This is a genomic window from Thiocystis violascens DSM 198 (genome assembly GCF_000227745.2).
Lineage (GTDB): Bacteria > Pseudomonadota > Gammaproteobacteria > Chromatiales > Chromatiaceae > Chromatium > Chromatium violascens.
Genome location: NC_018012.1, coordinates 2,490,538 through 2,504,629, shown reverse-complemented (window position 1 = coordinate 2,504,629; position 14,092 = coordinate 2,490,538). Strand labels below are relative to the sequence as shown.

General features: G+C 62.1%; 12 protein-coding genes. All 12 read left to right on the top strand.

What is annotated here, in order from left to right:
• Entirely contained in the window at positions 1-1,473 is a 1,473-nt protein-coding gene (locus THIVI_RS11085) for a hypothetical protein (protein WP_014778686.1), read from the top strand.
• Positions 1,474-1,493: 20 nt separating this feature from the next.
• The gene (locus THIVI_RS11080) at positions 1,494-1,973 is read left to right on the top strand and encodes a peptidase associated/transthyretin-like domain-containing protein (protein ID WP_014778685.1); all 480 of its coding nucleotides are present in this window, start codon (positions 1,494-1,496) and stop codon (positions 1,971-1,973) included.
• A gap of 135 nt (positions 1,974-2,108) precedes the next feature.
• Positions 2,109-3,170 (top strand): type VI secretion system protein TssA, encoded by a 1,062-nt coding sequence (gene tssA, locus THIVI_RS11075; RefSeq protein ID WP_014778684.1) that lies wholly within the window; start codon positions 2,109-2,111, stop codon positions 3,168-3,170.
• 30 nt (positions 3,171-3,200) lie between these two features.
• Positions 3,201-3,731 (top strand): type VI secretion system contractile sheath small subunit, encoded by a 531-nt coding sequence (gene tssB / locus THIVI_RS11070; RefSeq protein WP_014778683.1) that lies wholly within the window; start codon positions 3,201-3,203, stop codon positions 3,729-3,731.
• A 3-nt stretch (positions 3,732-3,734) separates the two neighbouring features.
• Positions 3,735-5,234: a type VI secretion system contractile sheath large subunit gene (tssC, locus tag THIVI_RS11065; RefSeq protein WP_014778682.1), complete on the top strand. Its 1,500-nt coding sequence runs from the start codon at positions 3,735-3,737 to the stop codon at positions 5,232-5,234.
• Between the two features lie 110 nt (positions 5,235-5,344).
• Complete coding sequence (locus THIVI_RS11060) at positions 5,345-5,833, top strand: Hcp family type VI secretion system effector (RefSeq protein WP_014778681.1); 489 nt, start codon at positions 5,345-5,347, stop codon at positions 5,831-5,833.
• A 106-nt stretch (positions 5,834-5,939) separates the two neighbouring features.
• A complete protein-coding gene (locus THIVI_RS11055) occupies positions 5,940-6,755 on the top strand; it encodes a type VI secretion system accessory protein TagJ (protein ID WP_014778680.1) in 816 nt (271 codons plus the stop codon).
• Positions 6,748-7,260: a type VI secretion system baseplate subunit TssE gene (tssE, locus tag THIVI_RS11050; protein WP_041447518.1), complete on the top strand. Its 513-nt coding sequence runs from the start codon at positions 6,748-6,750 to the stop codon at positions 7,258-7,260. The genes THIVI_RS11055 and tssE overlap by 8 nt, the downstream gene beginning before the upstream one ends.
• A gap of 1 nt (position 7,261) precedes the next feature.
• On the top strand, positions 7,262-9,163 hold the full coding sequence (gene tssF / locus THIVI_RS11045) for a type VI secretion system baseplate subunit TssF (RefSeq protein ID WP_014778678.1): 1,902 nt from the start codon (positions 7,262-7,264) through the stop codon (positions 9,161-9,163).
• Positions 9,127-10,161 carry a type VI secretion system baseplate subunit TssG gene (tssG, locus tag THIVI_RS11040; protein ID WP_014778677.1) on the top strand — a complete coding sequence of 345 codons (1,035 nt, stop codon included), beginning with the start codon at positions 9,127-9,129 and terminating at the stop codon, positions 10,159-10,161. The genes tssF and tssG overlap by 37 nt, the downstream gene beginning before the upstream one ends.
• Before the next feature lie 218 nt (positions 10,162-10,379).
• Entirely contained in the window at positions 10,380-13,133 is a 2,754-nt protein-coding gene (gene tssH / locus THIVI_RS11035; protein ID WP_014778676.1) for a type VI secretion system ATPase TssH, read from the top strand.
• Between the two features lie 55 nt (positions 13,134-13,188).
• Positions 13,189-13,731, top strand: a complete 543-nt coding sequence (locus THIVI_RS24715) for a putative adhesin (protein WP_014778675.1) — start codon at positions 13,189-13,191, stop codon at positions 13,729-13,731.
• Positions 13,732-14,092: the final 361 nt, after the last annotated feature.

The window sequence follows — 14,092 nt, the reverse complement described above, 5'->3', positions numbered from 1 at the left end:
ATGGGACTCTGCTCGAAACCCGATAAAGCCTCGGATGTCGCGAAAAAGGGCGGCGGCGACAAGAAGATCGACGATCCCAAAAAACCCTGCCCGCTGGCGGAAGAAGCCAACATCGTGTCCATCGCCTGGCTCGACGGCGGCGACGACAAGGAGGTGGCGACCGCCACGCAATGGGTGAATCTTCCCATGGAGGATCAATGGGTCAATGGCGCCGAGATCAAGAATAAAGACCGTTTGGGAATGAAGCCCCGGCTGAAGGTGAAATTCGACAAACCCGGATCTCATTCGTTTAAAGTCAAGCTTCTGGCGCCGACCGGGACCGCCGCGTATACGGCGACTGAAAAGGCCCGAAATCCGAATTTCAACCATACCGAAGACGAAAAGAGCTATACAACGGACGCGGATGGAACCAAGATCATCGCCAATGACGTCCAACTGGTCGCGGGCGGTGGTTACAAATTCAAGGCGGAGGCGAAGGACAGCAAGGGCAAGAAGGTCACGACGGGCGAACTCACGACCAAGCGGCTGTTCTATTATGTCGAGGCGAAGATGACCGGGCTTGCCTCCGTCCTGTCATCCACTGCGCCGATCGATTCGGAATACGCCAAGCATCACATCGTTCTCAAGCAACTCTCGGCGCTCTCGATCACGCGCCAAACCAATATCGGAAACGATACGGATAGCGGCACGCTCTCGGGCAATGTCAACACTGCCATCGATGCATCGGCAACCGTCAAGGCCAAGAAACCATACCTGCTGGCGGTTGCCTATACCGATCATCTGGCGGTCAAGAACGCCAATGTCACGATCAGCAAGCAACCGGTCGAGGTCGGTCCCGGCAAGCCGAAGGTCGTCATTCCGGTGGTCGCGCGCGGACTGCTGGCCCCCAACGCTGTCGAGACGCGGTATTTGTGGCACGACCTCGTGCCGGGCGAAAGCTGGTTCGTCGAGGCGAAATTCCATCGGGATGGCGGCGGCGTCACCGACATCCCCGCCGCCAAGGTCACCCATAAAGGCACTGGAGACTACTGGGACGAGGTCGAGATCGATGTCACCGGACTGGCCGTCGGGCGCGGTAGGATCGACGTCAAGGTCAACGTGGTCGACCGGATGCGGGGCGGACTGGCCCTCGGCGGCGCCAATCAAGTCTGTGTCTGCACACGCGCCTGGTGGAGCAACCAGCCCGACGCGAAACAGGAGTGCACGATTATCCATGAGATCGGGCACAAGCTTGATATGGTCGTCAAGGGTTCGGGGAAGCAGCCGGATGCGGTGGCGACCCATTACTCGGGCAAAGGCCATGCTGGCGATCATTGCTATCAGGGTTGCCCCGCTGGCGAGGCGAGTTACAACACCGCGGCCAATTTGTCGGCCTCGCAATGCGTCATCTTCGGTGCGGTCAACCAGAAGAACGCCTTTTGCGCGAATTGCGAAAAAGCCGTCAAGAAGCTGGATATCAATTCCGGTTGGTAAGCGCAAACTCCAGGGGAACGATGATGGATTATATGCCGGCCTATTTCGACGCGGTTGTCCTGGGTACCTACGAGCAGGCCGCCTGCTCTCCGGCGGCGGTCTTTCCCGACGGCACGGGCATCGCGATCGCGGCCCCGGAGCGCATTCTGCCTAAACCGGGCGAAACCTTGATCCTGCCGATCTGTGGGTACTTCGTGGTCTCGGTGCTCGCGGCCATGGATGGCAAGCCGCTCACCGTGCATGTCCGCCGGGTCGACAGCAAGGAGACGCTGTCCGGCGAAGTCGTCGAGGAGGGGGCGAACGAACCGATCGAACCCCCGCCAGCGGATGCGCCACGCCCCAGTCGAGAGGCATTCGAGGGTGTCTCGGTGGACGGGTATTTTAATATCGACGCACAACGCCTGCTGCCCCAGCGGTTGACGCCCGGTGCCTACGATGTCGTGGCGACCTATGCGGGCATGAAATCGAATATTGTTCAAGTAACCGTTTCCGCTCCATAATTCTAATCGCGTCCGTGACTTGTGGCGCTGATTCTGAAGCGACGTCGTCGCGCATTCCCGACGACAATGCGCGGAGATTCTGTTATTTTGAAGATGATCGCGAAAGGGATTTCGATCACAGACAGGAGGACGGCTTTGATCGATATCGATAGCTTACTCAAGGAAATCTCTCCCGAGACGCCGTGCGGCGACGATCTGGAGTATGACGCCGCCTATGGCGCGCTCGAACGCGCCACCCAAGGCAAACCGGAACAGCAGTTCGGAAACACCGTCGTCCCGGCCGAAGGCCCCGACTGGGCGCAGGTACAACGCGAGGCGAGCGATCTCCTTGGACGAACCAAGGATCTGCGTGTCGCGGCCTATCTGACGCAAGCCCTCATCCGCCTGCAGGGCTGGGAGGGATTCCGCGACGGCTTGATCTTGATCAAAGGTCTGCTGGAGCGGTATTGGGAGGGCGTTCATCCGCAACTCGATCCGGATGACGACCTTGACCCCACGCTGCGCGTCAATACCATCGCGACACTCGCCGATCCGAATACCTCGCTGGAGGGCTTGCGCGCGGCGCCGCTGGTCAGCGCGCGCGGGATCGGAGCCTTCGGTCTGCGCGACCTGCAACTCGCGACCAAGACGGTTGCCGCGCCTGCGGGCAACGAAACGCCCGCGCCGGAATTGCAGGTGATCGAGGCGGCTTTTCAGGGCGTCGAACTGGATGCGTTGCGGGCGACGGCGGATGCGATCGGTCAGTCGCGCAATCTCGTCGCCGGTATTGAAACGCTGCTCCTGGAGCAGGTCGGAGTCGGCGCGGCCCCCGACCTTGCCGCCCTCAATGCCGTCATCGCGGAGGCACAAAAGGCGGTCGCCGCGCCGCTCGCGCAACGCACCGGGCAACCGGTCGCGTCCGAGGATCTCCCGACCGAGCCCTCCTCGGCAGAGACTCCTGGGCTGACCCCCGGCGAGCGTTCCGTCGTGTCGACAACCCCCGGCGCCATCAAGACGCGCGGCGACGTCGTCCGCACACTCGAACTCCTGTGCGAATACTATCGGCGCCAGGAACCCTCCAGCCCGATCCCCTTGTTACTCAACCGTGCCAAACGACTCGTCTCCAAGGATTTTCTCGAAATCCTGCGAGATTTGGCGCCGGATGGTCTCGCGCAGGCGGAAGTGATTCGCGGACCGGACGCCGACGAATCCGCTTAACTTCAGACACAGCTATCCAGGAGATCTCTCGTGGCCCAAAGCAGCCAGAAATTCATCGCCAGAAATCGTGCCCCAAGGGTTCAGATCGAATATGACGTGGAACTCTACGGGGCCGAAAAAAAGGTCCAGCTTCCCTTCGTGATGGGTGTTCTGGCCGACCTGTCCGGCAAACCGGCGGAACCGCTCCCAGCGGTTGGCGACCGCAAATTCCTGGAGATCGATGTCGATAACTTCGATGATCGACTCAAGGCGATGAAACCGCGCGCGGCGTTTCAGGTGCCCAATACCCTGACGGGCGAGGGTAACCTCAGCGTCGATATCACCTTCGAGAGCATGGACGATTTTTCTCCCGCCGCGGTTGCACGCAAGGTCGGCGCGCTGAGCAAACTGCTGGAGGCGCGTGAGCAACTCTCCAATCTGTTGAGCTACATGGATGGCAAGACGGGCGCCGAGGAGTTGATCGCCAAGGCGCTCGCCGATCCCGCGCTGCTCCAGGCATTGGCCTCGGCCCCCAAGCCGTCGGGCGAGGCGGCCGACGCATCGACGACGACGGAGGGCTAACCCGTGGCTGAAGCAGACACCCTGGCCCAAGAACCCCAAGCAGCCGAAGCCACCCTCGAAGCCGGCGATTTCAGCGCGTTGCTCGAAAAGGAATTTCGTCCCAAATCCGACCGCGCGAAAGAGGCGGTCACCGAGGCGGTCAAGACCCTCGCCGAACAGGCGCTCACCGGTTCGGTCGTCGTCTCCGCCGACGTGGTCAATACCATCGGCTCCATCATCGCCGAGATCGACAAAAAACTCAGCGAACAGGTCAACCTGATCCTGCATCACGCCGATTTCCAGCAGCTCGAAGGCGCCTGGCGCGGCCTGCACTACATGGTCAACAACACCGAAACCGACGAGATGCTCAAAATCCGGGTCATGAACATCTCCAAAAAGGACGTTCACAAGACCCTCAAGAAATACAAGGGCACCGCCTGGGATCAGAGCCCGCTTTTCAAACGGATGTACGACGAAGAATACGGACAGTTCGGCGGCGAGCCCTTCGGCTGTCTGGTCGGCGACTATCACTTCGACCATAGCCCGCCCGATGTCGAGTTCCTGGGCGAGATTGCCAAGATCAGCGCCTCCATGCACTGTCCCTTTATCGCCGGCGCGGACCCCGCCGTCATGCAGATGGATTCCTGGAGCGAACTGGCCAACCCGCGCGATCTGACCAAGATCTTCCAGACCCCGGAATACGCGGCCTGGCGCTCGCTACGCGAATCCGAGGACGCCCGTTATCTGGGGCTGACCATGCCGCGCTTCCTCGCGCGTCTGCCCTATGGCGCCAAGACCAATCCGGTCGACGAGTTCGACTTCGAGGAGGATACCGAGGGCGCCCAGCACGACAAATACACCTGGGCCAATTCGGCCTACGCGATGGCGACCAACATCAACCGCTCCTTCAAGCTGTATGGCTGGTGCTCGCGCATCCGCGGCATCGAGTCCGGCGGCGCGGTGGAGGGACTGCCGACCCATACCTTCCCGACCGACGACGGCGGCGTCGACATGAAATGCCCGACCGAGATCGCCATCGCCGACCGGCGCGAGGCCGAGCTGGCCAAGAACGGCTTCATGCCGCTGATCCACAAGAAGAACTCCGACTTCGCGGCCTTCATCGGCGCGCAATCGCTGCAGAAACCGGCCGAGTACGACGACCCGGACGCCACCGCTAACGCCAACCTGGCGGCACGCCTGCCGTATCTGTTCGCGACCTGTCGCTTCGCGCACTACCTCAAGTGCATCGTGCGCGACAAGGTCGGCTCCTTCAAGGAGCGCGAGGATATGGAACGTTGGCTCAACTCTTGGATCCTTCAGTATGTCGATGGAGATCCGGCGCATTCGAGCGAAACCACCAAGGCCAAATGTCCGCTGGCGGCGGCCGAGGTGACGGTCGAGGAGGTGGAGGGCAATCCGGGCTACTACAGATCCAAGTTTTTCCTGCGTCCGCATTACCAGCTCGAAGGGCTGACCGTTTCGTTGCGGTTGGTCTCCAAGTTGCCGTCGGCGAAGGGCGGTTAGGCGGCAACCCGCCATCGACGCATCCGAGACGATGGCGGTAAGGCGGTTGGCGTACTCGCGCGAGACACGCGTACGCGGTTCATTCATCGACTGACATGAGGAGTTCGCAAATGGCTGTTGATATGTTTCTCAAGCTTGAAGGCGTCAAGGGCGAGGCCCAGGACGACAAGCACAAGGGGGAGATCGACGTCCTCGCCTGGTCCTGGGGCATGAGCCAGTCCGGCACCATGCATACCGGCGGCGGCGGCGGCGGCGGTAAGGTCTCGATTCAGGATCTGTCGATCACGAAATATATCGACAAGTCCTCTCCGGTCCTGATGATGTATTGCTCCAATGGCAAACAGTTCAAGGATGGTCTGCTGACCGTGCGCAAGGCTGGCGGCGATAACCCGCTGGAGTATTTGAAGATCAAGATGACCGAGGTGATCGTGACCTCCTACAGCACCGGCGGCTCGGGCGGCCAGGATCTGCTGACCGAGAATGTCTCGCTGAACTTTGCCGAGGTCGATGTCGACTACCAGCCGCAGAAACAGGATGGCAGTCCAGACGGCGGAGCCATCAAGTACGGCTGGGACATCGCGAAAAACGTCAAGAAATAACCCTTGGGTACGGCATGCCCGAGTGCGCGACCTCTCGTGTCCGCGGTTTGCCACGGACGCGGGAGCATTTCAGGATCGTTGAAACAGGCTTCGGGAGAATCACCCCATGCTAGCCGAAGACCGCTTGCGCGAAGGCGATCTGGAAGGGACTCTACGCCAGCTCCAGGAACAGGTGCGCAAAGACCCCGCCAACGCGAGCTATCGCGTCTTTCTCTTTCAACTCCTGGCCCTCATGGGGCAATGGGAGCGCGCGCTCAACCAACTCGGCGTGGCCGGAGAACTGGACGCCAGTACCCTGGCCATGGTCCAGACCTACCGCGAAGCCCTGCGCTGCGAGGTGCTGCGCGGCAAAATCTTCGAAGGTCGACAGACGCCGCTGATTTTCGGTCGGCCCGACGCCTGGGTCGCCCTCCTGCTTGAGGCCCATCGCCTGATCGCGCAGGGTGCGATCGAGCAGGCAAACGCGGTGCGCGAGCAGGCCCTGGAAGCGGCCCCGACCACCTCCGGTGCTATCGACGGCACGCCATTCGACTGGATCATGGACGCCGACGCGCGCCTGGGGCCGGTCCTGGAGGCGATCGTCAACGGTCGCTATTACTGGATTCCCTTCCAGTGCATCCGCTCCATCGCTGTGGAAAAACCCGAGGATCTGCGCGATCTGGTGTGGATGCCGGCGCATTTCACCTGGGCCAACGGCGGCGAAACGGTGGGCCTGATTCCGACCCGCTATCCGGGCGCCGAGTCGCACCCGGATCAACTGATCCGTCTGGCGCGCAAGACCGACTGGCTGGAGCCCGCGCCCGGTCTTTATCTGGGGCAGGGACAGCGCATGCTGACCACGGACGCCGGCGATTCTTCGCTGATGGATGTGCGCCGCATCGACCTGGACGCGCCCGACGCGGCCGGTTCCGCGCGTGGCTGAACTGACCCAAAAAGAGCGCCTGCAACCGGCGCTCCTCGACCGCCTGACCGACGAAGCGCCGGATCGTCGGCAGGAGTCGCGCGAGCAGCGCGTCCTTTCCATGCGTCAGTTGCGCGCGAGCGTCCTGCGCGATCTGACCTGGCTGCTGAACTGCGGTCGTCTCGACAGCGTTCAGGATCTGACGGAATACCCCTTCGTGGCCCACTCGGTACTCAACTACGGAATCCCGGACATCACCGGACTCACCGCCTCCGGGGTGGACGCGGTCCAGATCGAGCGCGCGGTTCGCCAGGCGATCTGGGACTTCGAGCCCCGTATTCTGCGCCAGACGGTGCGCGTCTCCGCCCGCTTGGATAGCGAGCGCATGAGCCACAACACGCTCACCTTCGATATCGAGGGCGACCTCTGGGCGCAGCCGGTGCCCTTGCGAATCTACCTCAAGACCGAACTGGATCTCGAACTCGGCGAGGTCAGGATCGTCGAGCAGTCCGGGCCTGGCGGCTGACATGGATCCCGATTTTCTCCGCTATTACAACCGCGAACTCCAGTTCATCCGCGAGATGGGCGCCGAGTTCGCCCGCGACTATCCCAAGATCGCCGGCCGGATCGGTCTGGATGGTTTCGAGTGCGCCGATCCCTATGTCGAACGCCTGCTGGAGGGCTTCGCCTTCCTGACGGCGCGGGTCCAACTGAAGCTGGACGCCGAGTTCCCCAACTTCACCCAGCACCTGCTGGAGATGGTTTATCCGCATTATCTGGCCCCGACGCCCTCGATGGCGGTGGTCCAGTGTCAGCCCGACGCGACCAAGGGAAGCGATCTTGCAAGCGGTTTCACGATCCCGCGCGGCAGCAGCCTGCGCAGTCTTCTCGGCAAGGGCGAGCGAACCGCCTGCGAGTATCGCACCGCCGCCGATGTCACCCTCTGGCCCATCGAACTGATCGAGGCCAGGCCGCTGTCGCTCGCCGCAGCGCTGGCCGTGAACGCCGAGAGCGTGAAGGGCGTCAAGGCGGGTATCCGTTTCCGGCTGCGAATCGCGCCCGAACTGACCTTCGACCAACTGCCGCTCGACCGTCTTCGCCTTTTTCTGCGCGGCGGCGACGGGTTGCGGATGCGTCTGTACGAGCAACTGCTTGGCCACGCACTCGCGGTCGTGGTCAGACCGGGCACGCATCCCGCTCCCTGGCAGAACCGGCTCAACGCGGACTGCATCCGGCGCGTCGGTTTCGACGACGCCGAAGCCTTGCTGCCCTACGGTCCCCAGTCCTTTCAGGGCTACCGGTTATTGCAGGAATACTTCGCCTTTCCAGAGCGTTATCTGTTCGTCGAGTTCAGCGGACTCCAGCCGTCGATACGCCGCTGCCACGAGACCGAACTGGATCTCGTCGTCCTGCTCGATCAGGGCGGGGTCTTCGCCGAAGACGCCTTTGACGCCTCCTATTTCGCGCTCCATTGCACCCCCGCGATCAACCTCTTCCCCAAGCGGGCCGACCGGATTCATCTGAGCAACCAGAGTCACGAGCATCATGTCGTTCCGGATCGGACCATGCCGTTGGACCTGGAGGTCTTCAGCGTCACGGACGTTGTCGGCATTGGCACCCACAGCGAACCCGAGCAGGAATTCCTGCCCTTCTACACCTCGCATGACCTGGTCGGCGGACGCGCGCATCGGGCCTATTACACGATCCAACGCATGCCGCGCGTGCCTTCCGAGCAGCAACGCCAGCGCGGACCGCGCTCCAGTTATCTTGGCGGCGAGCTTTTCATCAGCCTGGTGGACGCGGACGAGGCGCCCTACCGGCACAACCTGCGGCAATTGGCGGTGGGCACGCTCTGCACCAATCGCGACCTGCCGCTGCTCTTGCCCATCGGCAAGGGCGACACCGATTTCACCCTGGCTCTCAGCGCGCCGGTGCAGTCGGTACGCTGCGTCGCCGGACCGACCAAGCCGCGTCCGTCCTTTCCACGAGGCGACAGCGCCTGGCGGCTCATCAGCCATCTCTCGCTGAATTATCTGTCGCTCTGCGACCGGGATAGCGAACAGGGCGCCAACGCGCTACGCGAGCTTCTGACCCTCTACAGCGACGTCAGCGATGCCGCGATCCGTGGTCAGGTGGATGGCGTGCGCTCGGTGCGAACGGTGCCCGTCACCCGGCGTCTGCCGCCCGCCTCGGCGGCACCCGGCGCCCGTCCCGAACGCGTCGCCTTCGCCCGCGGACTTCAAATTACCCTGACCCTCGATCCCGCGGCCTTCGAGGGCAGTGGCGTCTTTCTGCTGGGGGCCGTCTTGGAGCAGTTTTTCGCGAAATATGTCTCGATCAATTCCTTTACCGAAACGATCGTCACGACCCCCGATCACGGCGAGGTAATGCGATGGCCGGCGAGAATCGGACGACGTCACACCAGTTAGCTCTGCTGCGCGCGCTGGAAGCCGCCCCCTATGGGTTCGGCTTCTTCCAGGCGATGCGCCAACTGGAATGCGCCTACCGCGAGCGTCCCCGGCTCGGTCAGACCGCGCGGCCGACACAAGAGCCGATCCGGCTCGCGCAACAGTCGTCGCTCAGCTTCGCCCCGTCCACGCTCGCGGCCTTTCAGCCAGGCACGGACAGTGACCCGCCACGGCTGTCGGTCTATTTTCTCGGGCTCTTCGGCCCCAATGGTCCGCTGCCGCTGCATCTGAGCGAATACGCCCGCGACCGTCAGCGCAACGCCGGCGACCCGACCTTCGCGCGCTTCGCCGACATCTTCCATCATCGCGTCTTGGCGCTGTTCTACCGCGCCTGGGCCAACGCCCGTCCTACGGTGAGCTTCGACCGTCCCGAGACCGACCGCTTCGGCGTCTATCTGGCCGCGTTCTTCGGTCAGGGCATGCCTGCGTTCCGTGCGCGCGACGCCATGCCGGATCTCGCCAAGCTCCACTACGCTGGCCACCTGACCGCGCAGACCCGGCACCCCGACGGACTGGCCGCGATCCTGACCGACTTCTTCCGGCTGCCGGCGCGCATCGAGGAGTTTGTCGGGCATTGGCTCTACCTGCCGCCCGAATCCCAATGGCGCCTCGGCGCCTCGCGCGAGACCGGCTGTCTGGGACTCACCGCCATCGTCGGTCCCCGCATCTGGGACCGCCAGTACAAATTTCGCATCCGTCTCGGTCCGCTCGCACTCGACGAGTATCGCCGCCTGTTGCCGGGCGGCGACAGCCTGCCGCGACTGGTGGCCGTCGTGCGCAACTATCTGGGCGACGAACTCGACTGGGATCTCAACCTCGTCCTGCGCCGCGAGGAAACGCCGCCGATCCAACTCGGGGGACAGGGACAGCTTGGCTGGACCACCTGGCTGACCAGCCGCACACCGGATCAAGACCCGGCGAACCTGAAGCTTCAGCCACTGCGCTTTACCGTGCCGTAGGATCACTGCCATTCAGTTAAGCCGTTCGTGGTGAGCTTGTCGAACCATGAACGGCTTTACGCTCAGAGGCTTAGGATTTTCCGCCCGCCCTTCGACCCTTCGGCAAGCTCAGGACTCAGGGCGAACGGAAAATCCTTAACTTAATGGCAGTGTGCCGTAGGATGGGTAGAGCGTAGCGAAACCCATCATTTCACTGAACCTATTGGAGAACTCGCGTCATGCCCGACATCAGCCGCGTCGCCCTCTTCGGCAAGCTTAACCGGCTCGGTTACAAAGCCATCGAAAGCGCCACCGTCTTCTGCAAGCTGCGCGGCAATCCCTATGTGGAACTGGTGCACTGGATTCACCAGATTCTGCAACTGCCGGACTCCGATCTGCACCGCATCGTCAAGCAATTCAACCTCGAACCCGCGCGGCTTGCCCGCGACATCACCGAATCGCTCGACCGTCTCCCCGGCGGTTCCACCTCGATCTCCGATCTCTCGGCCCATGTCGAGGAGGCCGTCGAACGCGGCTGGGTCTATGGCTCGCTGATGTTCAAGGAATCCCAGATCCGCACCGGTCATCTGATCGTCGGCATCCTCAAGACCCAGGGGTTGCGCAACGCCCTGCCCGCCATCTCCAAGGAATTCGACAAGGTCAAGATCGAGACGCTCATCGAGCGCTTCGGCGAGATCGTCGGCGGTTCGCCCGAGGACGCCATGGGCGCGCAGGACGGCAGCCAGATGGGCGGCGGCGCAGCGCCCGGCGAGGCCAGCGGTGCCATCGCTCCCGCCGCGATGGGCAAGCAGGAGGCGCTCCAGCGCTTCACCGTGGATCTGACCGAACAGGCGCGCACCGGCAAGCTCGATCCCATCGTCGGGCGTGACGCCGAGATCCGCCAGATCGTCGACATCCTCATGCGCCGGCGTCAGAACAACCCGCTCCTGACCGGCGAGGCCGGCGTGGGCAAGACCGCCGTGGTCGAAGGCTTCGCGCTCAAGATCGTGGCTGGCGATGTCCCGCCGCCGCTCAAGGATGTCACCCTGCGCGCGCTCGACGTTGGACTGTTGCAAGCCGGCGCCAGCATGAAGGGCGAGTTCGAGCAACGTCTGCGCTCGGTCATCGAAGAAGTGCAGGCGTCGCAGAAACCCATCATCCTCTTCATCGACGAGGCCCACACCCTGGTCGGCGCGGGCGGCGCGGCCGGCACCGGCGACGCGGCCAATTTGCTCAAGCCGGCGCTCGCGCGCGGGACGCTGCGCACGGTCGCCGCCACCACCTGGGCCGAATATAAGAAACACATCGAAAAAGATCCGGCGCTGACCCGTCGCTTCCAGGTCGTGCAGATCGGCGAGCCGAGCGAGGACAAGGCCATCCTCATGATGCGCGGCGTCGCCTCGACCATGGAGAAGCACCATCGGGTGCAGGTGCTGGACGAGGCGCTGGAGGCATCAGTCAAACTGTCGCACCGCTACATCCCCGCGCGCCAACTCCCCGACAAATCGGTCAGCCTGCTCGACACCGCCTGCGCCCGCGTCGCCATCAGTCAGCACGCCGTCCCGCCCGAGGTCGACGACTGCCGCAAGCGCATCGCCGCGCTGGAGAACGAACTGGCCATCATCCGGCGCGAGACCGCGGTCGGCATCGAGACCGCCGAGCGCGAGTCGGCGGCGGCGGAAAAACTGACCGGAGAGCAGGCGCGTCTGGCCGAGGTCGAGGGACGCTGGGAGCAGGAAAAGGCGCTGGTGGAGAAGATCCTCGCCCTGCGCGCTCAACTGCGCGGAATCGGTAGCACGGTCGAGGCGTCTCCCGATGCCCCCCCTGGGAGCGCGGGCGTCCCGCCCGCCACGGACGCCGAACCAACGCCAGCGACCGTGGCGAACACCCCCAGCGATCCCGAACGCGCGACGCGACTCGCCGAACTGAAAGACCTGCAAAGCCAACTCCACGCCATGCAGGGCGACCGCCCGCTCATCCTGCCCACCGTCGATCATCAGGCAGTCGCCGCCGTTGTCGAGGGTTGGACTGGCATCCCGGTCGGGCGCATGGTCAAGAACGAACTGGAATCCATTCTAAAACTTGCCGATACCCTGGAGCAGCGCATCATCGGCCAGCGCCACGCGCTCGACATGATCGCGCGGCGCATCCAGACCTCGCGCGCCAGGCTAGACAATCCCAACAAACCCATCGGCGTCTTCCTGCTCGCCGGCACCTCCGGCGTCGGCAAGACCGAAACCGCGCTCGCGCTCGCCGAGGTGCTCTATGGCGGCGAGCAGAACGTCATCACCATCAACATGAGCGAGTATCAGGAGGCGCATACCGTCTCCACCCTCAAGGGCGCACCGCCCGGCTATGTCGGCTATGGCGAGGGCGGCGTGCTCACCGAGGCGGTGCGCCGTCGGCCCTATTCGGTGGTGCTTTTGGACGAGGTGGAAAAAGCGCATCCCGATGTACACGAGATTTTCTTCCAGGTCTTCGACAAAGGTTGGATGGAGGATGGCGAGGGGCGGGTGATCGATTTCAAGAATACGCTCATCCTGCTGACCACCAATGCCGGGACCGAATTGATCACCCGGCTGTGCGCCGATCCGGACCTGATGCCGGATCCGGAAGGGATCGCGAAGGCGTTGCGCGAGCCGTTATTGAAAGTGTTTCCGCCGGCGCTGTTGGGGCGGCTGGTGACCATTCCTTATTATCCGCTCAGTGACGAGATGATCGGAGCGATCGCGCGGTTGCAGTTGGGACGCATCGCCAAAAGGGTGCAAGAAAATCACAAGGTACCCTTCACTTATGACGAAGAGGTGATTAAGCTTATTGCATCGCGATGCACGGAATTGGAGAGTGGCGGGCGGATGATCGATACCATTTTAACCAATACCGTTCTGCCTAGGATCAGTGAAGAATTCCTGATCAGGATGATGGAAGGGATGCCGATAAAGCGGGTGCATGTGAGTGTGTGGGAGGGGGAGTTTAGGTATGGGTTTGAGTGATTTCAGACATTCTCGGCGTCTTGGTATTTCAATTTGATCCAGAATAGAGGTATCTATGAGTCTGACTGTTTTTTTAGCTGGGCACGGCGAGTGGGATCCGGAAAACGGTTTTACTCAAGTGCCAAGAGGTTGTTCCGTCGCTTTTTATACCCATCACGCAAAAACCCTGCTGACAAATGCTGCGTATCAGGTTGTCGATGGAACCTACGGAGGAGAGCCTGAGAATGTAATCGGCGAATATAAACAAGTGCCGAATATGACCCAGATCGGCTTTGTGGCCGCCGAAAACGCTATTAGGACGGACTTTACTAACCACCATATTGCGAACCCGAATCCAGTTACGCGATTGCTGCTGCTCCCTCCAGGCATGAGGGTCAATCTGAGCCAGCTCTTTATTTTACTAGACGATGTGGTTAGAACCGCTATTGTTCAGCACGGTGGAATTGATTTCGTGTGGTGCTGCTGTCGTTACGTGTTGATGAAAGGTGAAATCCGCGGTCGAGATGGATTCAACGCAACCGAGGATCTGATCGCCGATCGGTATATATTCCGAGACCGCGTTGCCAACATGATACTTGGAATACATCCGAGGGAGTGACCAGTAGCGAGGATGGGTGAGAGCGACTAGGGCACGACATTGATTCATTGGTGCCGACGCGGATCGGTCACGAAACCCATCATTCCACGGACCTGGATATCATCACTGAACGTTCTCGGAAAACCGGGGCGTTTTTTTTTGCGCAATTCTGACATCTCGGCGTGGGGAACGATGGGTTTCGCTTCTCTGATGATCGCTGTCGGATTCAGCGGCGATTCGGCCGGCAGGCCGGTTGGCCGACGCTTGCCTGTTGCGCCTGGGTCTAGCCGCGCGCAAACGCTGCAGCGCCCGTTTTGATAAATCATTCGGGTTAGGTGATTTCTACAAAAGCTCATACCATTCATCGTGCCTGAAGCCGTTC

What these genes read in the sequence shown, in the direction of transcription:
- THIVI_RS11085 (WP_014778686.1), top strand. Translation starts at nt 1, where the DNA reads ATGGGACTCTGCTCGAAACCCGATAAAGCCTCGGATGTCGCGAAAAAG.
- THIVI_RS11080 (WP_014778685.1), top strand. Translation starts at nt 1,494, where the DNA reads ATGATGGATTATATGCCGGCCTATTTCGACGCGGTTGTCCTGGGTACC.
- THIVI_RS11060 (WP_014778681.1), top strand. Translation starts at nt 5,345, where the DNA reads ATGGCTGTTGATATGTTTCTCAAGCTTGAAGGCGTCAAGGGCGAGGCC.
- THIVI_RS11055 (WP_014778680.1), top strand. Translation starts at nt 5,940, where the DNA reads ATGCTAGCCGAAGACCGCTTGCGCGAAGGCGATCTGGAAGGGACTCTA.
- tssF (WP_014778678.1), top strand. Translation starts at nt 7,262, where the DNA reads ATGGATCCCGATTTTCTCCGCTATTACAACCGCGAACTCCAGTTCATC.
- tssG (WP_014778677.1), top strand. Translation starts at nt 9,127, where the DNA reads ATGGCCGGCGAGAATCGGACGACGTCACACCAGTTAGCTCTGCTGCGC.
- tssH (WP_014778676.1), top strand. Translation starts at nt 10,380, where the DNA reads ATGCCCGACATCAGCCGCGTCGCCCTCTTCGGCAAGCTTAACCGGCTC.
- THIVI_RS24715 (WP_014778675.1), top strand. Translation starts at nt 13,189, where the DNA reads ATGAGTCTGACTGTTTTTTTAGCTGGGCACGGCGAGTGGGATCCGGAA.